Here is a 17011-nt window from a genome sequence, read left to right as displayed (position 1 = left end):
ATGTACCTGGTGTGTGGCGAAGCGCTGTTTGATTTTTTCAGTGAAAACGACGCCAGCGGTCAGGCGTCCAAAGTGAACTTCAAAGCCATTGCCGGTGGCTCGCCATTCAATGTGGCGGTGGGCTTGCGCCGGTTGGGCGTGGACGCGGCGCTGTTGGCCGGGTTATCCACCGACTACCTGGGCCGGCGCCTGCTGCAAGTGTTGCTGGATGAAGGCGTGTGCCAGGACTACCTGCTGGATTTTGCCGCGCCGACCACCCTGGCGATGGTTGCCGTGGGAACCAATGGCTCGCCGCAGTACAGCTTCCGTGGCGAAGGCTGCGCGGATCGGCAATTGCAACCGGAACACCTGCCGGCACTCGGGCCTGAAGTACGCGGCCTGCATATCGGCTCGTTTTCCCTGGTGGTGCAGCCGATTGCCGACACGCTATTGGCATTGGTGCGCCGGGAAAGCGGCAAGCGCCTGATCAGCCTCGATCCTAACGTACGCCTGAATCCGGAGCCGGACATTGACCTGTGGCGTAAACGGATCGCGACGCTGGTGGAGCTGGCCGACCTGATCAAGGTCAGCGACGAGGACCTGCATCTGTTGTACCCCGGCCAGGACCCGGCGCGGGTGATCGAAGGCTGGTTGCAGCACCGCTGTCAGCTGGTATTCCTGACCCGGGGTGGCGAAGGCGCGAGTGTGTTCAGCCGGGCTCACGGTTCGTGGTCGACTCCTGCCTGTGGGGTAAAAATCGCCGACACCGTGGGCGCGGGCGATACCTTTCAGGCGGCGCTGATTACCTGGTTGACCGAACAGCAGCTGGATTCAGTGGAGGGTGTGAAGCAACTTGGCCGCGAGCAGATCGACAGCATGCTGAAGTTCGCGGTGCAGGCGGCGGCGCTGACATGCAGCAAGACCGGGCCGGATTTGCCTTATCGCCAGCAACTGGATTTGCGCTGAGTTCGAGGGCCTCATCGTCGGATCGCCGCCCGGAGCAAGCTCGCTCCCACAGGGTTGCGGATCGTTCACAGCATGTGTCCACCCTTGTTCGCGATGACTTTCCATCAGGCGCCCGATGGTCTTAACTGATACACAGGATCGCGCACCCGCGACAGGCGGTGTTCAGCCGGGTTAACCCTCGCTTAACCGTGCGATCCAACACTTCACTGGACCGCACGCCCTCAGACTGTTCTGACGCCCAGTGCGGCAAGTTCGACAAGCGACACATCGAACTGACATTCCGTCCGCACCGGAGATCGCTGATGAACACTCGCACCCTGCTGGTTACCGCCGCCCTCGCCTGCACCGCGTTTGCCGGCCTGGCTCAGGCCAATGACACCACCACCTCTCAAGCCGTGCCCTATCACTACGGCATGCCATTGCATGTCAGCAAAGTGATTTCACTTTCCGAGCCGGACACCCTGGAGTGCAAAGTGGTGACGGCCGAGATGAAGTACATCGATGACTCGGGAAAACCCGCAGAAATTTCCTACCGCAAACTTTCCGACGCTTGCGAGAACCAGGGCTGACTGAAAAGTCTGATTTGGCACTTGGCGGTATTCCTTTGAGGGTTGCGGCGCTATGCTCTAGCGCCTCCCTCTCTGCCCGCAAGGATTGGCCATGCAGTTGTCGTTTCGCACGTTGTCGATGTTTACCGCCGCCATATGTCTGGTGCTGAGCCTGGTCTGGGGCCTGACACCGCAATGGTTGTTGTCGTTCTGGGACATTGAGTTTTCATTCGCGGTGGGATTGGTCGCGCGACGCACCGCCGTGCTGTTTGGGGCGTTGAGCGTGTTCTCTTTTCTGGTTCGCAACGCGCCCCCCTGTGCGACCCGCAATGCGCTGAGCCTCGGCTTCGTCGTCGGCAGCTGGGGATTGGCCGTGCTGGGTTTTGCCGAATGGATCAGTGGCCATGTCGGGCCGGGGATTTTGCTGGCGGTGGGGTTTGAACTGGCGCTGGGCCTGGCGTTCTTCCAGACCCGGCGCGTGTCCCTGGAACCCGAAACAGCAGGCTAGAGTGCTTTGCCCTGCATAGAGTGCGGTTCGACCTCGACGTGAGGTTGTCTGGAACGCAGTTGGGCAATCAATTCGTTTATTTCCCGGCAACCATTGAGTCCAGAGGCATCGATGCCAGTGACCAATAGATCGAGCTGATCGGTTTGCCCGTCTGCATAGACCTTGACGGTCATCGACAGATCCGGTGAAAGGGTGCACTGGCAGCGCTTGGGCAGAAAACTGCTTTCGATGATATTGCGAATTTCCAAGGCAGAAAGAAACATGGCGACTCCCTCCTTTATTAAACTGCCGACGATCAATGCTCGCTCATTTGAAATCCCGGCAAGCTTCAAGAACAGCTACAGCATAAAACATGCCGTGAACTTCGTTGTGCAGTTCATCGTTAATTCAAGGGTCCGGCGAGTTACCTGTAAAGCCTGTCATGCAATTTGCAATTATAGACCCTGGCGACCCTGCAATTTGCACACTGGGCATCCCGGATTTGCATTCGCTGTACACGACAGTGAAAATGCCGCCCTTCACTTCAAGCAAGGAGGCATCATGAATTCTTTGACCGTTAACGCTTGCACGGCGCTGGTCACACTGGGGCTTGCCGGCGTGGCGCACGCCGCCAAACTCGAAGACACCGCACCCTATCCGAAGGCCGAAAGCGGGTTTACCCGCCAAGTGATCCACCTCGCGCCACAGACCCGGGAAAACGACTTGCAGGTCGAGATCCTGGCCGGCAAGACGATGACCGTAGACTGCAATAACCCGCGTCTGGGCGGCATTCTCGAGGAGAAGAACCTCGAGGGTTGGGGCTACCCGTTCTACCGCCTGGAAAAAGTCATTGGCCCGATGAGCACGCTGATGGCTTGCCCGGCCGGCACCAGCAAACAGGGTTTTGTACCGGTGGTCGGTGACGGCTTCCTGCTGCGTTACAACAGCAAACTGCCGCTGGTGCTGTACGTACCCAAGGACATCGAAGTGCGCTACCGAATCTGGTCGGCGTCGACCAAGGTCGAGAAAGCCGTGCAGGAATAACCCGGCATCATGCCGGGGCGCCACTCAACGCGGCGCGCTCGGCAAGTCAATGGCAGGTTTGCGGTGGTCGCTATAGGCTACCGGTTCTATTCATTGCCCAAGGAAGGAAAACATGAAAACCATCGCCCTGCCCCTTATCGCCTTGATCGCTTTTGCCGGCTACACGGTTTCGGTGATGCTCCAGGCCGAACAATCGCTGATCGATTTCGGCATCAGCCTGATGTCACGCCCCGATACTGCACAGGTGGTGATCGATCTTTATCTGCTTGCAACGCTTGCGGGGCTCTGGATGTACCAGGATGCGCGAAAGCGCGGGCAGTCGGCGCTTTCGGTTGTGCCTTATCTACTGATCACAGCAGTGTTTGTTTCGATTGGGCCATTGTTCTATCTGGTGGTACGCGGGTTTCAGGATCGAAAGAGACCCGTTGCCGCGACTCGGCAGATCTGACCCGAATACCCGCGCTGCAGCCGCCACGACGGCTGCAGACCGCAGCAACGATTGACTACTTCAAACCCACCTTGTACAACCCGCCGTTCTCCTCATCGGTCAAAACATACAAATAGCCGTCCGGCCCCTGCCGCACATCGCGGACGCGTTTTTTCATATCCCCGAGCAAGCGCTCTTCGTGTATCACCTTGTCGCCATCGAACTCCAGGAGGATCAGTTCCTGGCTGACCAATGCGCCGATAAACACGTTGCGCTGCCAGACTTTGAAACGATCGGCATCGTAGAACGCCATGCCACTCAGGCCCGGGGATTTTTCCCAGACGTGGTTCGGGGCGACGGTGCCTTCGACGGTCTCACCCTTGGCTTCGGGAATCGGTTGACCGGAGTAGTTGATGCCATGGGTCGCCAGCGGCCAGCCGTAATTCTTGCCGCGCTCGATGATGTTGACTTCATCGCCGCCCAGAGGGCCGTGTTCGTTTTCCCACAACGTGCCGTTCCACGGGTTGAGCGCCGCGCCTTGCGGGTTGCGCTGCCCGTAGGACCAGATCTCCGGGCGCACGTTGGCCTGGCCGAAAAAGGGGTTGTCCTTGGGCACCGTGCCATCCGGGTAGATTCGCACCACTTTACCTTGCAGCTTGTCGAGGTCCTGGGCGGTCGGACGGTCGTTGTTTTCCCCCAGGGTCACGAACAGATAGCCGTCGCGATCAAACACCAGCCGCGAGCCAAAATGGTTGCCGACCGAGAGTTTGGGTTCCTGACGCAGGATCACCTGGAAATCCTTGAGCGCCGTCATATCGTCGGAGAGCCGGCCACGGCCCACCGCAGTGCCGGCCTTGTCTCCTTTATCGTCACCTTCGGCATAGGACAGATAGACCATCCGGTCCTGCCTGAAATCCGGCGACAGCGCCACGTCGAGCAATCCACCCTGACCCTTGGCCCAGACCCTGGGTACGCCATTGAGCGGTGCCGACAGTTTGCCGTCGGCGGTCACCAGCCGCAGGTTGCCGGGTCGTTCGGTCACCAGCATGTTTTTGCTGTCCGGCAAGAATGCCAGGGCCCAGGGGTGTTCCAATCCCGTCACGATGGGGGTGACTTCAAGGGTGCCGTCTTCGCTTTTCATCGTCTGGGCCGGCGCAGGGGCAGTGGCGCTGATCAATACGCTGGCACAGAGGGTTGCCAAAAAGTTTTTACGCAACATGCAGGATTCCTTTTCCGATGAAAATGAGGCTTGCTGAAAAGTAGCGGCCAGTCGTCATGCCTGCCACTCAAAGGTTGCTGGAACCGGTGTCTCTAGGGGGCGGGTTGGTAATGAATTTCGGCGGGCCGGCGGGCGCTGTCCGGTCGGGGTAGCGATTGCCGATGCCACCGTTGTCCAGCGTCGGCGGGCGCGGGACCGGCACGGTATTGGGTCCGCGTATGGTTGGGGCACTGGGTTGAGTGCCTTGCATGCTGTTGGGATTGGCCCGGTGAATCGGACTGTTGTAAGGGTTGTTGTTGGTGCTGCCCGGTAGATTCTGGGTCAACTGCAACGAAGCAGAGACGTCGGCCTGGACCAAGGAGCCCAGTACGCCACTCAAGGCCAGTGCAATGGCGCCAAACACGTATCGGTTCATGGGGTACCTCCCTGCATCCGCGTGGATAAGGACTTCGATACCACGCTACGCCCGAGGTTCGGATTTGTTAACCAAAAACTCTCCGGCACGATGCGGCACCAGGTTGATCCGGCCAGGAAACCGGTGCGCTGATCACAGAAACTTTTACCCAAAGCCGCCGGTCACCTGAACATCACTCACGAGTAGACCACCATGGCACGGGCAATCTGGAAAGGCGCAATCAGCTTCGGACTGGTGCACATCCCTGTGGCGCTGGTCTCGGCAACGTCCTCCCGAGGCGTCGATTTCGACTGGCTCGACAGCCGCAGCATGGACCCGGTGGGCTATAAGCGTGTCAACAAGGTCACAGGCAAGGAAGTCAACAGGGAGCACATCGTCAAGGGCGTGCAATACGAAAAAGGCCGGTACGTGGTGCTCAGTGAAGAGGAAATCCGTTCCGCTCATCCGCTCTCGACCCAGACCATCGACATTTTTTCCTTTGTCGACGGCAAGCAGATTCCCTTGCAGAACATCGACACGCCTTACTACCTGGCACCCGACAAGCGCGGCGGCAAGGTCTATGCACTGCTGCGCGAAACCCTGAGCAAAACCGGCAAGGTCGCCCTCGCCCGCGTGGTCTTGCATACCCGCCAGCATCTGGCTGCATTGATGCCACTGGAATCGGCACTGGTCCTGGTCATGCTGCGCTGGCCGGCCGAGGTGCGAAGTCTCGATGAATTGGCGCTGGGCAGCGACGTGACCAGGCCTGAATTGGCCAAGGGCGAACGGGACATGGCCAGGCGCCTGGTGGAGGACATGAGTGCCGAGTGGACGCCGGATGACTATCGGGACGGCTTTGAGGACAAGATCATGGCCCTGGTGGACAAGAAGGCGCGTGAAGGCAGGATCGAAGACGTCGAAACCGCTTTTGGTGAAGAGGAACGCAAAACGGCGGATGTCATTGACCTGACCGAACTGCTCAAGCGCAGTCTCGGTAGCGGTAAAGCAGCGACCAGGCCAAAGGCGGCCAGCAAACCGGTTGCCAGGAAAAAAGTCAGTAAGTGATCCGCTGGACGTCCCAGCCTCTTCGCGAACAGGCTCGCGAAGCCATGGTACGCGGCACCGAAAAAATCAGATCAGAATGAAGACCGCCAGCAACCCGGCAAAGATCGACCACTTTTGGAAGTAGTAAAGCTTGCGGTTGCGTTTTTTCAGTTCCTTGGCGCGCAGACGAACCTTGTAGACCTTGCTGAACAGTCGGTTGAGCCCGCCGGTGTGGTCTCCATCCTCGTTCGGTGCACCGGCCGCCGACATGACAGTGCGGCTGAACCAGCGATTGAATGCCGCTGCCCACCGGTACTTCATCGGCCGCTCGACGTCGCAAAACAGGATGATGCGATTGTGTGGCGTGGTGTTCTCGGCGTAATGAATGTAAGTCTCATCGAACATCACCGCCTCGCCATCGCGCCAATGATAGTTCTGGCCGTCGACATTGATGTAGCAACCTTCAGCGTTGGGTGTGTCCAGTCCGAGGTGATAACGATACGAACCGGCATACGGGTCGCGGTGGCGCACCAGTCTGGAGCCCGGTGGCAACTCGGCGAACATCGCCGCCTTGATCGAGCCAATGCCCTGCACCAGTTCGGTGGTGCGCGGGCAGAGCTTCATGGCCGACGGGTGGCTATCGCCGTACCACTTGAGATAGAAGCGCTTCCAGCCAGTCTTGAAGAACGAATTGAAACCGACGTCGTCGTACTGGTTCGAACGCTTGATCTCGCCGGCGTGAAGCAAGTTCTGGCCTTCGGCACGAATTTCTTCCCAATGCGCCTGCAGCGGGCTCAGGTCGGGAAAGTCAGCCGGATCGAGATACGGTTTGTTGGGGATTTTCGAAAACAGATAAAGAAAGCAGTTGATCGGCGCCAGAAACGTCGAGTGATCACTCAACTGACGCCCCAGCTTGTGGCGCACTCGGCCACGCAGGTGGACATACGCAATGGAGACAACGTAGATAGCGGCAATGATCAGTTTCACGGAATCGTCACACATCAGAAGTGAACAAATTGCTCGACCCTGCAGGTCAACGGTCCAGGGCCTTGCGCAGCGTCTGAAAACGATACAGCGGTCCGGCGTCCGTCCTTGAGCCCTGCCGAATGTCGGCAAAGGTGAAAGATGGCATTTTAGCCACCATCTGTAACCAGTTGTTAGCTATCATCTGTGAAATTTTGTCCCTGTCGCGGCCACCCCATAGCAGTGGCCTCACTGCCTGATCGTAAAGGATCGAGATGATTTGGAGAATCTCGCCTCTCGCTCCGCTCGCAAAGCGTCAACTCCCCAGGATTTATTTAGAGTTAACGGAAAATTCGATGAAAACATCCAACTCGAACTCCATCCGCCAGACAAAAAAGTAGCAATATCATACAAAATGCATACAATCTCGAAAAAAAATCGACCAACAGCGTGAAGCAGGACGAAAAAAAATGAAGCTCTCTACCTTGCTGAGCAGGGATAATAATAATCTCGATATTTTCCGTGTTATAGCCGCGTGTATGGTTATTTATGGTCACGCCTATGCTCTCGTCCCGCACAGTAGTAAAGAAACAGACTTCATTGCCCGACTTCTTAAATTTGATTACTCAGGATCACTCGCGGTAAATATTTTTTTCTTTCTGAGTGGGCTGGTCGTCACTAACAGTCTCCTTTCAAAGCGGTCCCCAATAGACTTTATTATAGCCAGAGCATTCCGCATCTGGCCGGCCCTGATATTCACAGTAGTGGTAACCGCAACGATAATAGGGCCAATTGTTACCACACTACCAATCGATCAATATTTTCAAGACCCTGCCACGTTAAAATATGTAACCAACAACATTACAATGTCCATTACTCATACACTTCCAGGGGTGTTTGAATCAAATTATTTCAAATCTGCGGTCAATGGTTCGCTATGGACAATTCCATATGAAATAGCGGCTTATACGGCGCTTCTCGCGTTCTTTATGCTGGGGGCGTCCAAAAGCAAATGGATTGCAATTTCAATATTTTTGATTATTGCCGTCACTCCTTTTCTGCCAGAGTATCTTAAACTTTCATTTCTGCCATCTTCCAAACTGGCCGTCATGCTAGCTCCGTGCTTTGCTGCTGGTGCAATCCTTGCCCTACTTAAAGACCATATACATATCAACCTTCACGTCACTTCGGGATTGTGGATCCTCTACTTCCTGATAAACAACTCCTCAATCGTCCCCTACCTATTTTATTCCGCACTATTTGTATCAATACTTTATCTTTCAAGCCTCGCCTTCACGATCAAACTGAAAATGAAATCTGATATATCCTACGGGATCTATCTTTGGGGTTTCCCCGTCCAACAGATTCTTGTAGCCTTTTTTCCAGAGCAAGGCCTTATATTCAACCAGATAAGTGCAATGATCATCTGCTGCATACTGGGTTACGCTTCGTGGATGCTGATTGAAAAAAACTGCTCGAAATACGGCTCAACGCTTGCGAAAAAACTCCATCGACTATCCATCCCAAGGACAGCAACTTGTACCACGCAGGAGCTTTAAAAAAGCTCCGGTCAGGTCCGCCAATTACCAACCGGTAAATCAGGGCGAAACCGATCGTCGGTAAAGTCCCGTTTCGTATTATTGCGACTGTCCAGCACAACGAAATGGCCAGGCTTCGCGTTTTCCAGCGAACCTGGCCCATCCGGGATGGCCGCACTGCGAAGGCATCCCGATGGCCTGATGAGGCGCCAGGTTGACATCGGGCGCTCGTTGCAACGTATGTCGTCGAGGAGCGCACCAATACCGGCGCCACCTCTGAACGGGCGGAGATGCCTTGTCGACCGCCGTACAACTGCCGTCATACTTATGCGACAATATGCTCAAAGTCCAACCTGAACCCCGCATTCATCGCTCAGCAGCTTGGCCACGGCGTCCAAATGTTGCTGACGGCCTATGCGCGTTGGCTCAACTCAAGCTCAGACTGGGGGAGCTGGAAATGCTCCAGATTGGTATCGAATCGGTATCAGGCAAAAAAACACCAGCTCTAAACCATTGATAGGTAAGGTAATTGATCTCCACAGCTAACATCACGATGCAGTTCGGCGCCAAGCCGCTCTTCGAAAACGTTTCGGTCAAGTTCAACGGTGGCAACCGTTACGGCCTGATCGGCGCCAACGGTTGCGGCAAGTCGACCTTCATGAAGATTCTCGGCGACGACCTTGAGCCGTCCGGCGGCCAGGTCATGCTGGAGCCGAACGTGCGCCTGGGTAAATTGCGTCAGGACCAGTTCGCCTACGAAGAATTCACCGTGATCGACACCGTGATCATGGGTCACGAAGAGCTGTGGAAGGTCAAGGCCGAGCGCGACCGCATCTATTCGCTGCCGGAAATGAGCGAAGAAGACGGCATGGCCGTGGCCGAGCTGGAAACCGAATTCGCCGAGATGGACGGCTACACCGCCGAATCCCGCGCCGGCGAACTGCTGCTGGGCCTGGGTATTCCCCTGGAACAGCATTTCGGCCCGATGTCCGAAGTGGCTCCAGGCTGGAAACTGCGGGTATTGCTGGCCCAGGCGCTGTTCTCCGATCCGGAAGTACTGCTGCTCGACGAGCCGACCAACCACCTGGACATCAACACCATTCGCTGGCTGGAAACCATTCTCAAGGCGCGTAACAGCACCATGATTATCATTTCCCACGACCGTCACTTCCTCAACAGCGTCTGCACCCACATGGCTGACTTGGATTACGGTGAGTTGCGCCTGTTCCCGGGCAACTATGACGAGTACATGACAGCGGCCACCCAGTCCCGCGAGCAGTTGCTGTCGGACAACGCCAAGAAGAAAGCCCAGATTTCCGAACTGCAGACGTTCGTCAGCCGCTTCTCGGCCAACGCCTCGAAAGCCAAGCAGGCCACCTCCCGCGCCAAACAGATCGACAAGATCCAGCTGGCCGAAGTCAAGCCATCGAGCCGCGTGAGCCCGTTCATCCGTTTCGAACAGACCAAGAAGCTGCACCGCCAGGCCGTGACCATCGAGCAGATGTCCAAGGGCTTCGACGGCAAGACCCTGTTCAAGAACTTCAGCTTCACCGTCGAAGCCGGCGAGCGCCTGGCGATCATCGGCCCGAACGGTATCGGCAAGACCACCCTGCTGCGCACCCTGATGGGCGAGCTGACCCCGGACGCCGGTTCCGTGAAGTGGACCGAAAGCGCGGAACTGGGTTACTACGCCCAGGACCACGCCCATGACTTCGAAGATGACGTCAGCCTGTTCGACTGGATGGGCCAGTGGACTCAGGGCGAGCAGATTATCCGTGGCACCCTGGGCCGGATGCTGTTCTCCAACGACGAGATCCTCAAGTCGGTCAAGGTCATCTCCGGTGGTGAGCAAGGCCGCATGCTGTTCGGCAAGCTGATCCTGCAAAAGCCGAACGTACTGGTGATGGACGAACCGACCAACCACCTGGACATGGAATCGATCGAAGCGCTGAACCTGGCGCTGGAAAACTACCCGGGCACGCTGATCTTCGTCAGCCACGACCGTGAGTTCGTATCGTCCCTGGCCACCCGCATCATCGAGTTGAGCCCTAACGGTGTGACCGACTTCAGCGGCACCTACGACGACTACCTGCGTAGCCAGGGTGTGGTGTTCTAAGGGTAGCCATCAGTTTTAAGCTGCTAGCTGCAAGTTGAAAGCCCTGTCCATGTGACGGGGCTTTTTGCATTCCGGGCCAAGGTTTCTTGTTGGTGCATAAATCATCGCGAGCAGGCTCGCTCCCACAGGGGAATGCATTTCAAAATGTGGGAGCGAGCCTGCTCGCGATGGCTGACTCAAGGGCACTGACGAGCAAAACCGTTAGCCTGCTTTCTTTTATTGCAACGCCGCGCCATGATGCAGGTCTCCCACCGCCGCCCGCGAACGAGCCCTCATGTCTGTGCAGCAAGTGCCTCCGCAAAGCTCCATGGCGATCACCCTGCAGATCGTCTCCATCGTTTTCTATACCTTTATTGCGTTCCTCTGCATCGGACTGCCGATCGCGGTATTGCCGGGTTATGTCCACGAACAACTCGGGTTCAGTGCGGTCGTCGCCGGGCTGACCATCGGCTCGCAATACCTCGCCACCCTGCTCAGCCGACCCATGGCCGGGCGGATGTCGGACAGCGTCGGCACCAAGCGCGCAATCATCTATGGCTTGTCGGGGATTGTGCTCAGTGGCGCGCTGACCTGGCTGTCGACCCTGTTGCAGGGCTTTCCCTTGATCAGCCTGCTGATCCTGATCGCCGGGCGCCTGTTACTGGGGATCGCCCAAGGGTTGATCGGCGTCGGCACCATCAGTTGGTGCATGGGCCAGGTCGGCGCTGAGCATACCGCGCGGTCGATTTCCTGGAACGGCATCGCGTCCTATGGGGCGATTGCCATCGGTGCACCGCTGGGCGTGGTGATGGTGCAACAACTCGGCTTCGCCAGCCTGGGCATCGCCCTGTCGTTGCTGGCCCTGGCTGCTCTGGTGCTGATTCGCAACAAGCCCTCGGTGCCGGTGGTGCGCGGTGAACGTTTGCCGTTTTTGGCGGTGTTCGGGCGCATTGCGCCGTTTGGCGCGAGCCTGAGTCTGGCGTCCATTGGCTACGGCACCCTGACGACCTTCATCACCCTGTATTACGTCAACCGCGGCTGGACCGGCGCGGCCTACTGCCTGACCGTGTTTGGCGTGTGTTTCATACTGTCGCGGCTGCTGTTCATTTCCGCCATCAGCCGTTTTGGCGGCTTCACCTCGGCCATCGCGTGCATGTGCATTGAGACCGTTGGCCTGGTGCTGCTGTGGCTGGCACCTTCAACCGGGTATGCGCTCATTGGTGCCGGCCTGACCGGATTCGGCCTGTCTCTGGTGTATCCGGCGCTGGGTGTCGAGGCCATCAAACAGGTGCCCAACTCCAGCCGGGGCGCGGGCCTGAGTGCCTATGCGGTGTTTTTCGATCTGGCGCTGGCCATTGCCGGCCCGTTGATGGGCGCAGTGGCGTTGAACCTGGGTTATGTGTGGATTTTCTTCAGTGCGGCGTTGTTGTCGGTGACGGGGCTAGGGCTGACGTTGCTGCTCAAGCGCCGCGCGATGACGTAAGCCTTGGTGTAGTCACTTGTGGGAGCGAGCCTGCTCGCGATTACAGTGTGTCAGGCGATTGCAATGCTGGATCAGAAGGCCTCATCGCGAGCAGGCTCGCTCCCACAAGGGCTGAAGCGCCTATTATTGATCAGCCGTCTGCATCCCGGCCCGGGTCGGCCTGCCCAGGGTGCGCGAGAAAAATCTTCCGGCTTCAGAGATCAGATTGCGGTGAATGTCTTGCCGGTCGACGCCATCGGCATCGGTGCACAGCGCGGGCATGATCACGATCTGCTCGTCATTGCACGGCGCCATGAACACGAAGTGCCCTGCCCCGGCCAGCAGCTTGAAGTCAGGCGCGGTCGGCAGTTTGCGCGCCAGTGCCGCGGCGTTCTTGTCGACAGCCACCAGCTTGTCGCCATCGCCGCTGTAAAGCAGTACCGGCACATGCACATCGGCCAGGGTATGGCGGCCGAACTTCAGGCTCAACGGCGCCATCAACATCAAGGCGTGAACGCGAGGGTCGGCCACTGGTTGCAGATCGTCGCGGTCGACAATCAATTCGCCCTGGGTGTTGCAGGCATCGCGATCGTCCGGGCGCTCCTGGCAGTAACGGCGCAGGCGATCCAGGTCCGGGGTCGCGCCGGACAGAATCAATGCAGTCTCGCCACCGGCCGAGTAACCGATGACCCCCACCTGCTCGGCATTGACGAACGGCGACAGCATACGGTCGCCCAAGGTCGCGGTAATGGCTTCGGAAATCTGGATCGGCCGGCCGTACAGGTTACTCAAAGTACCGAGTCGGCTGTGGTCTTTGGAGTTGTCACCGGGGTGAATCACCGCCACCACGACAAAACCTTTGCGCGCCAGTGACGTGGCAAGGTCGTGCAGGGCCAACGGGGTGCCGGTGTTTCCGTGGGACAGCATCAGCATCGGGAACCGGCCGATGGCGACCTTGGTGTCCTCCCCCGCTTCGACGGTGTAACCCTCGAGCTTGCTGGTGTGTTCCCGATCACTGGAAGGATAGAAGGCGATGGCGCGCATCGGCTGCAGGTCCAGCGGGTCGAGGAAAGTCATCTCATGGAAGCCGGCGCTCCAGTGAGGATGCGGTGCAGGCGCGGCGTGCACTGTATTCAGGCTGCTGAGCAGGCAAATCAGTAAAGCTGCACAAAGACGCATCATGGATGCCCCACCTTGTTACCGGACTTGAGACGTACACCCTGAATAGCATAAGTCGGGCCACAATCTGAAACTACCAGAAACAAAAAACTCCGCACCTGGTACTTGCGTAACCAGAATACAGAGTTTTTTGGGCTTTACCTGAACGGTTGCCAAGTTTTACGAAAGCCTTACGCGGCGGCGAACAACTGCTCGCTGATCTGTGCGTGGGCAGCGCTCATGGCTTTGTTGCGCACGTCGTCACCGTAAGCCAGGCCCTCGGCGCGCACGATTTCAATGTCGGTGATGCCGATGAAGCCGAACAGCAACTTCAAGTACTCTTCGTGGGCAACACCGGTTGCCTGACCGGCGTGCATGCCGCCGGAGGTCGAAACGATAACGACTTTCTTGCCACCGCACAGGCCTTCAGGGCCGGCTTCGGTGTAACGGAAGGTCTGGCCGGCCACCGCAATGCGGTCGATCCAGGCTTTGAGTTGAGTCGGGATGGTGAAGTTGTACATCGGTGCGGCAATCACCACGGCATCGGCAGCCAGGAATTCGGCCAGGGTCGAGGCGCTCAGTTCGGCTTCGTGCTGTTGCGCGGCGTTGCGCAGTTCAGCGGTGGTGCCGGCGGCGACCAGGGTGGTGGAGGAAAAGTGGCTGATGGCGTCGGCGGCCAGGTCGCGGTAGGTCACCACGGCGGTTGGCTCGGCGGCTTGCCAGGCTTTGACGACTTCACCGCTCAACTGACGGGAAGCCGAGTTGTCGCCCAGGATGCTCGAATCGATATGCAGCAGTTTCATGTGGGATCTCCAAGTGAGGATCGCCCACAAGGGCGATCTGATGGGACTAATCCTACAGACGAAACCAATAGCTGATTAGACGGCAACAATGCGATAGTTCGTCCCACAGATAGAACAATCGGATTCACATCATGCAAGACCTCAATGACCTGTATTACTTTGCCAAAGTCGTGGAAGCCGGGGGATTCGCGGCAGCCGGGCGTTTGCTGGGCATTCCCAAGTCCCGATTGTCACGGCGCATCGCCGAGCTGGAAGAGCGCCTTGGCGCACGTCTGCTGCAACGCACCACCCGACAACTGAAGCTGACTGCCGTCGGTGAGCGCTATCTCAGGCACTGCCAGGCGATGCTGCTGGAGGCGGAAATGGCCGACGAGGCCGTGGCCAGCATGTCCAGCGAGCCCCGCGGACGCTTGCGGGTGTCCTGCCCCGTAGGGCTGGCCCATGAAATATTGCCGGGGGTGATCAGCGACTTTCTGGAACGCTTTCCGCAAGTCCAGCTGGAGGTGATGTTGCTCAACCGGCGGGTCGATCTGGTGAACGAAGGCATCGACGTGGCCCTGCGCGTACGGGAACTGGGCGACGAAGATCCGCTGCTGGTCACTCGCCGCCTGCGTCAGGCGCAGATGCTGATGGTCGCCAGTCCCGGCTTTCTCGTTGGACGTGAGATCAACCATCCCGAGGATCTGAAAAGCCTGCCGGTGCTCGGCGCCCTGGAAGCCGACCGCATGGTGCACATCCGCCTGCTGGATCAAAAAGGCAAAAGTTGTGAACTCGCGCTCGAGGCCCGGCTGGGCATCGATGACTTTATCGTGCGCAAGGCCAGCACCCTCTCCGGCCTGGGCTTTACGATGCTGCCCATGATGTATTGCGAGCAGGAACTGGAGAACGGCTCACTGGTGCAGTTGTTGCCCGACTGGTCGTTGCCCGGTGGCTGGCTGCAAGCGGTCTATCCTCATCGGCGCGGGGTCATGCCGGCGGTACGCGCCTGGATTGACCATCTGGTCGAGTCATTCAATGCCTGTGGGGAACGATTGTTATGAAAGCCGCACGGATGAGCGAAGAGGATGTCGCGAAATTCTGCCTTACCCTGCCCGGAGCGCGGGAAGACTATAAATGGGGAGGCGTACGGGTATTTTCGATTGCCGGGAACAAGATGTTCGCCTTGCAGGGCCTGCGAGGTAATTCCCTGGCCTTCAAGGTCGACAAGGATCTGTTTCTGGGTCATTGCGACCGCCCGGGAATTCATCCGGCGCCTTATCTGGCGCGCGCCCAGTGGATCATCATGGAAACGCCCTACCCGCTCGGTAGCGAAGAACTACAGGGCTTGCTGCAGCGTTCCCACCAGTTGGTGGTGAGCAAACTGCCTAAGCGCACTCAAGTCGGCCTGTTGCTCTAGGGCGTTCTTTATCAGAACAAGGCGAACAGGTGTGCACCGAGGAACAGGTGATCGATCCAGAACACCTGGTGCATCAGCACGATGATCCAGAACACCAACTGGTAGGAGACTTTGCGGGTTTTGTGCCGGAACGCTTGCTGCGCCAGCAAGGCACCGGGCCAGCCGCCGGCGAGCTCCAGCGCATGCAGGACATTCTCCGGCGTCCGCCATTGCTCGGCGCGGGCCTTGCGTTTGTCGCTCCAGTACAGAAAAAACGTCACGACGCTGACGATGCCATAGGCCGCCAGGGGAATCAGCGACACCCCGTGCAGCCATGACGACACCGAACCCGACAGCGGCAACGCGCACAGGATTGCAAACACCAGCCACTTCAGCCGTGGATGGCGAGTCTGTCCCCCGGGCTGACGCCCGGGGTTATTGCGCGAGCTTGAGAAGCTCACGGCTTGACCGCGCTCCAGTCGACCCAGCCCAATTGCCAGGTCGCCAGGATGATCAGGCCGAACACAATGCGATACCAGGCAAATGCCGCATAGCTGTGGTTGGCGATGAACTTGAGCAGCCCGCGGACCGCGATCATCGCGAAGACGAACGCCGTAACGAAACCGACCGCGAACACCGGGAAATCAGACGGGACAAACAGGTGACGGTATTTATAGCCCGAGTACACCGCCGCGCCGACCATGGTCGGCATCGCCAGGAAAAAAGAAAACTCGGTAGCGGTCTTGCGCGACAGGCCGAACAGCAACCCGCCAATGATCGTCGAGCCCGAACGGGAAGTGCCCGGAATCATGGCCAGGCATTGGGCGAAGCCGACTTTCAGGGCATCTTTCCAGGTGATGTCGTCCACCGTTTCAGCGTGGACTTCGTGCTGACGGCGCTCGGCCCACAACATGATGAACCCGCCCACGACCAGCGCCGATGCCACGGTGATCGGATTGAACAGGTATTCGTGGATCAAGTCGGCGAAGATCACGCCCAACACCACGGCCGGCAAGAACGCGATCAACAGGTTCGCGGTAAACCGCCGAGCGCCCGGCTGGGTCGGCAAGCCGATGACCACGTCGAAGATCTTGCGTCGAAACTCCCATACCACCGCCAGGATGGCACCCAACTGGATAATGATGTTGAACGCCATTGCCCGCTCGCCCCCGAAGCCGAGCAAGTCGGCCACGATGATCTGGTGGCCGGTACTGGAAATGGGCAGGAATTCTGTCAGCCCTTCTACAACCCCAAGAATCAATGCCTGAAAGGCGGTCCAAAAATCCATCAATCCCCCAAAAGGCTATGCGCGCCGGCATGCCCCGTCAGTATTTTTCAAAAGCTTGAAATGCGATCAGCGTAGCTGATTCCCCGCGCATCAAGGATCACCACAGAACCGTCAAAATCCTGTGAAAAAAACAATCCTGATCCGGGCTTATCCGTGCGGGGCCGAAATCCTATCAGACAAGTCCGATTGGTGCTGCCGCGTTATCGCGCGCCAATGAAGCA

Annotated in this window: 19 protein-coding genes and 1 pseudogene; 12 read left to right on the top strand and 8 right to left on the bottom strand. The window is 58.0% G+C overall.

The window, feature by feature from the left end; all coding sequences use genetic code 11:
• The 3 genes from AC3ITA_RS13335 to AC3ITA_RS13325 all read left to right on the top strand — a co-directional run bounded on the left by AC3ITA_RS13335 (position 1) and on the right by AC3ITA_RS13325 (position 2001).
• Positions 1-945, top strand: a complete 945-nt coding sequence (locus AC3ITA_RS13335) for a carbohydrate kinase family protein (protein ID WP_414927577.1) — start codon at positions 1-3, stop codon at positions 943-945.
• A 302-nt stretch (positions 946-1247) separates the two neighbouring features.
• Positions 1248-1514, top strand: coding sequence for a DUF2790 domain-containing protein (locus AC3ITA_RS13330; RefSeq protein ID WP_095945642.1), 267 nt, complete (start codon positions 1248-1250; stop codon positions 1512-1514).
• A gap of 91 nt (positions 1515-1605) precedes the next feature.
• Complete coding sequence (locus tag AC3ITA_RS13325; RefSeq protein WP_095945641.1) at positions 1606-2001, top strand: hypothetical protein; 396 nt, start codon at positions 1606-1608, stop codon at positions 1999-2001.
• On the opposite strand, the gene AC3ITA_RS13320 is transcribed toward AC3ITA_RS13325, so the two are convergent.
• Positions 1998-2264, bottom strand: a complete 267-nt coding sequence (locus AC3ITA_RS13320) for a DUF1652 domain-containing protein (protein WP_095945640.1) — start codon at positions 2262-2264, stop codon at positions 1998-2000. The genes AC3ITA_RS13325 and AC3ITA_RS13320 overlap by 4 nt on opposite strands.
• Positions 2265-2541: 277 nt before the next feature.
• Between AC3ITA_RS13320 and eco the strand changes: the two genes are divergently transcribed.
• Both eco and AC3ITA_RS13310 read left to right on the top strand, forming a co-directional pair.
• The gene (gene eco, locus AC3ITA_RS13315) at positions 2542-3024 is read left to right on the top strand and encodes a serine protease inhibitor ecotin (protein WP_095945639.1); all 483 of its coding nucleotides are present in this window, start codon (positions 2542-2544) and stop codon (positions 3022-3024) included.
• 112 nt (positions 3025-3136) lie between these two features.
• Entirely contained in the window at positions 3137-3472 is a 336-nt protein-coding gene (locus AC3ITA_RS13310; RefSeq protein ID WP_150672462.1) for a DUF2834 domain-containing protein, read from the top strand.
• Between the two features lie 55 nt (positions 3473-3527).
• Here AC3ITA_RS13310 and AC3ITA_RS13305 read toward each other — a convergent pair whose 3' ends face one another.
• Together AC3ITA_RS13305 and AC3ITA_RS13300 are read right to left on the bottom strand one after the other, a co-directional pair.
• On the bottom strand, positions 3528-4670 hold the full coding sequence (locus AC3ITA_RS13305) for a PQQ-dependent sugar dehydrogenase (protein WP_489280573.1): 1143 nt from the start codon (positions 4668-4670) through the stop codon (positions 3528-3530).
• Positions 4671-4737: 67 nt separating this feature from the next.
• Positions 4738-5085 carry a hypothetical protein gene (locus AC3ITA_RS13300; RefSeq protein ID WP_489280571.1) on the bottom strand — a complete coding sequence of 116 codons (348 nt, stop codon included), beginning with the start codon at positions 5083-5085 and terminating at the stop codon, positions 4738-4740.
• Positions 5086-5277: 192 nt separating this feature from the next.
• Between AC3ITA_RS13300 and ku the strand changes: the two genes are divergently transcribed.
• Positions 5278-6129: a non-homologous end joining protein Ku gene (gene ku, locus AC3ITA_RS13295; protein ID WP_489280569.1), complete on the top strand. Its 852-nt coding sequence runs from the start codon at positions 5278-5280 to the stop codon at positions 6127-6129.
• 66 nt (positions 6130-6195) lie between these two features.
• Here ku and lpxO read toward each other — a convergent pair whose 3' ends face one another.
• The gene (gene lpxO / locus AC3ITA_RS13290) at positions 6196-7095 is read right to left on the bottom strand and encodes a lipid A hydroxylase LpxO (RefSeq protein WP_095945648.1); all 900 of its coding nucleotides are present in this window, start codon (positions 7093-7095) and stop codon (positions 6196-6198) included.
• Positions 7096-7541: 446 nt separating this feature from the next.
• Here lpxO and AC3ITA_RS13285 point away from each other — a divergent pair, with 446 nt between their 5' ends.
• From AC3ITA_RS13285 to AC3ITA_RS13270, 4 genes and pseudogenes are all read left to right on the top strand, one after another.
• Positions 7542-8630, top strand: a complete 1089-nt coding sequence (locus AC3ITA_RS13285; protein ID WP_489280567.1) for an acyltransferase family protein — start codon at positions 7542-7544, stop codon at positions 8628-8630.
• Positions 8631-8908: 278 nt separating this feature from the next.
• Positions 8909-9126 (top strand): annotated as a pseudogene (locus tag AC3ITA_RS13280) (site-specific integrase); the annotation flags it as partial.
• Positions 9127-9138: 12 nt separating this feature from the next.
• Complete coding sequence (locus tag AC3ITA_RS13275) at positions 9139-10725, top strand: ABC-F family ATPase (RefSeq protein ID WP_008053703.1); 1587 nt, start codon at positions 9139-9141, stop codon at positions 10723-10725.
• Positions 10726-10999: 274 nt separating this feature from the next.
• Positions 11000-12187: an MFS transporter gene (locus tag AC3ITA_RS13270; protein ID WP_489280566.1), complete on the top strand. Its 1188-nt coding sequence runs from the start codon at positions 11000-11002 to the stop codon at positions 12185-12187.
• A gap of 123 nt (positions 12188-12310) precedes the next feature.
• Here AC3ITA_RS13270 and AC3ITA_RS13265 read toward each other — a convergent pair whose 3' ends face one another.
• A complete protein-coding gene (locus AC3ITA_RS13265; RefSeq protein ID WP_095945634.1) occupies positions 12311-13348 on the bottom strand; it encodes an alpha/beta hydrolase family protein in 1038 nt (345 codons plus the stop codon).
• Positions 13349-13515: 167 nt separating this feature from the next.
• The gene (locus AC3ITA_RS13260; RefSeq protein ID WP_095945633.1) at positions 13516-14127 is read right to left on the bottom strand and encodes an FMN-dependent NADH-azoreductase; all 612 of its coding nucleotides are present in this window, start codon (positions 14125-14127) and stop codon (positions 13516-13518) included.
• A 131-nt stretch (positions 14128-14258) separates the two neighbouring features.
• Between AC3ITA_RS13260 and AC3ITA_RS13255 the strand changes: the two genes are divergently transcribed.
• Both AC3ITA_RS13255 and AC3ITA_RS13250 read left to right on the top strand, forming a co-directional pair.
• Positions 14259-15167 carry a LysR substrate-binding domain-containing protein gene (locus AC3ITA_RS13255; RefSeq protein ID WP_095945632.1) on the top strand — a complete coding sequence of 303 codons (909 nt, stop codon included), beginning with the start codon at positions 14259-14261 and terminating at the stop codon, positions 15165-15167.
• A complete protein-coding gene (locus AC3ITA_RS13250) occupies positions 15164-15523 on the top strand; it encodes an MmcQ/YjbR family DNA-binding protein (RefSeq protein ID WP_095945631.1) in 360 nt (119 codons plus the stop codon). The genes AC3ITA_RS13255 and AC3ITA_RS13250 overlap by 4 nt, the downstream gene beginning before the upstream one ends.
• 11 nt (positions 15524-15534) lie before the next feature.
• Here AC3ITA_RS13250 and AC3ITA_RS13245 read toward each other — a convergent pair whose 3' ends face one another.
• Both AC3ITA_RS13245 and AC3ITA_RS13240 read right to left on the bottom strand, forming a co-directional pair.
• On the bottom strand, positions 15535-15963 hold the full coding sequence (locus tag AC3ITA_RS13245; RefSeq protein ID WP_489280565.1) for a DUF1294 domain-containing protein: 429 nt from the start codon (positions 15961-15963) through the stop codon (positions 15535-15537).
• Entirely contained in the window at positions 15960-16790 is an 831-nt protein-coding gene (locus tag AC3ITA_RS13240; RefSeq protein WP_095945629.1) for an undecaprenyl-diphosphate phosphatase, read from the bottom strand. The genes AC3ITA_RS13245 and AC3ITA_RS13240 overlap by 4 nt, the downstream gene beginning before the upstream one ends.
• Between the last annotated feature and the right edge of the window lie 221 nt (positions 16791-17011).

The sequence above is a fragment of the Pseudomonas sp. GL_090 genome, assembly GCF_057837765.1.
Note: the sequence above shows the minus strand (reverse complement) of the source record. Positions and strands in the feature narration are given on the sequence as shown.

What these genes read in the sequence shown, in the direction of transcription:
- AC3ITA_RS13335 (WP_414927577.1), top strand. Translation starts at nt 1, where the DNA reads ATGTACCTGGTGTGTGGCGAAGCGCTGTTTGATTTTTTCAGTGAAAAC.
- AC3ITA_RS13330 (WP_095945642.1), top strand. Translation starts at nt 1,248, where the DNA reads ATGAACACTCGCACCCTGCTGGTTACCGCCGCCCTCGCCTGCACCGCG.
- AC3ITA_RS13325 (WP_095945641.1), top strand. Translation starts at nt 1,606, where the DNA reads ATGCAGTTGTCGTTTCGCACGTTGTCGATGTTTACCGCCGCCATATGT.
- AC3ITA_RS13320 (WP_095945640.1), bottom strand. Translation starts at nt 2,264, where the DNA reads ATGTTTCTTTCTGCCTTGGAAATTCGCAATATCATCGAAAGCAGTTTT.
- eco (WP_095945639.1), top strand. Translation starts at nt 2,542, where the DNA reads ATGAATTCTTTGACCGTTAACGCTTGCACGGCGCTGGTCACACTGGGG.
- AC3ITA_RS13310 (WP_150672462.1), top strand. Translation starts at nt 3,137, where the DNA reads ATGAAAACCATCGCCCTGCCCCTTATCGCCTTGATCGCTTTTGCCGGC.
- AC3ITA_RS13305 (WP_489280573.1), bottom strand. Translation starts at nt 4,670, where the DNA reads ATGTTGCGTAAAAACTTTTTGGCAACCCTCTGTGCCAGCGTATTGATC.
- AC3ITA_RS13300 (WP_489280571.1), bottom strand. Translation starts at nt 5,085, where the DNA reads ATGAACCGATACGTGTTTGGCGCCATTGCACTGGCCTTGAGTGGCGTA.
- ku (WP_489280569.1), top strand. Translation starts at nt 5,278, where the DNA reads ATGGCACGGGCAATCTGGAAAGGCGCAATCAGCTTCGGACTGGTGCAC.
- AC3ITA_RS13285 (WP_489280567.1), top strand. Translation starts at nt 7,542, where the DNA reads ATGAAGCTCTCTACCTTGCTGAGCAGGGATAATAATAATCTCGATATT.
- AC3ITA_RS13270 (WP_489280566.1), top strand. Translation starts at nt 11,000, where the DNA reads ATGTCTGTGCAGCAAGTGCCTCCGCAAAGCTCCATGGCGATCACCCTG.
- AC3ITA_RS13265 (WP_095945634.1), bottom strand. Translation starts at nt 13,348, where the DNA reads ATGATGCGTCTTTGTGCAGCTTTACTGATTTGCCTGCTCAGCAGCCTG.
- AC3ITA_RS13260 (WP_095945633.1), bottom strand. Translation starts at nt 14,127, where the DNA reads ATGAAACTGCTGCATATCGATTCGAGCATCCTGGGCGACAACTCGGCT.
- AC3ITA_RS13255 (WP_095945632.1), top strand. Translation starts at nt 14,259, where the DNA reads ATGCAAGACCTCAATGACCTGTATTACTTTGCCAAAGTCGTGGAAGCC.
- AC3ITA_RS13250 (WP_095945631.1), top strand. Translation starts at nt 15,164, where the DNA reads ATGAAAGCCGCACGGATGAGCGAAGAGGATGTCGCGAAATTCTGCCTT.
- AC3ITA_RS13240 (WP_095945629.1), bottom strand. Translation starts at nt 16,790, where the DNA reads ATGGATTTTTGGACCGCCTTTCAGGCATTGATTCTTGGGGTTGTAGAA.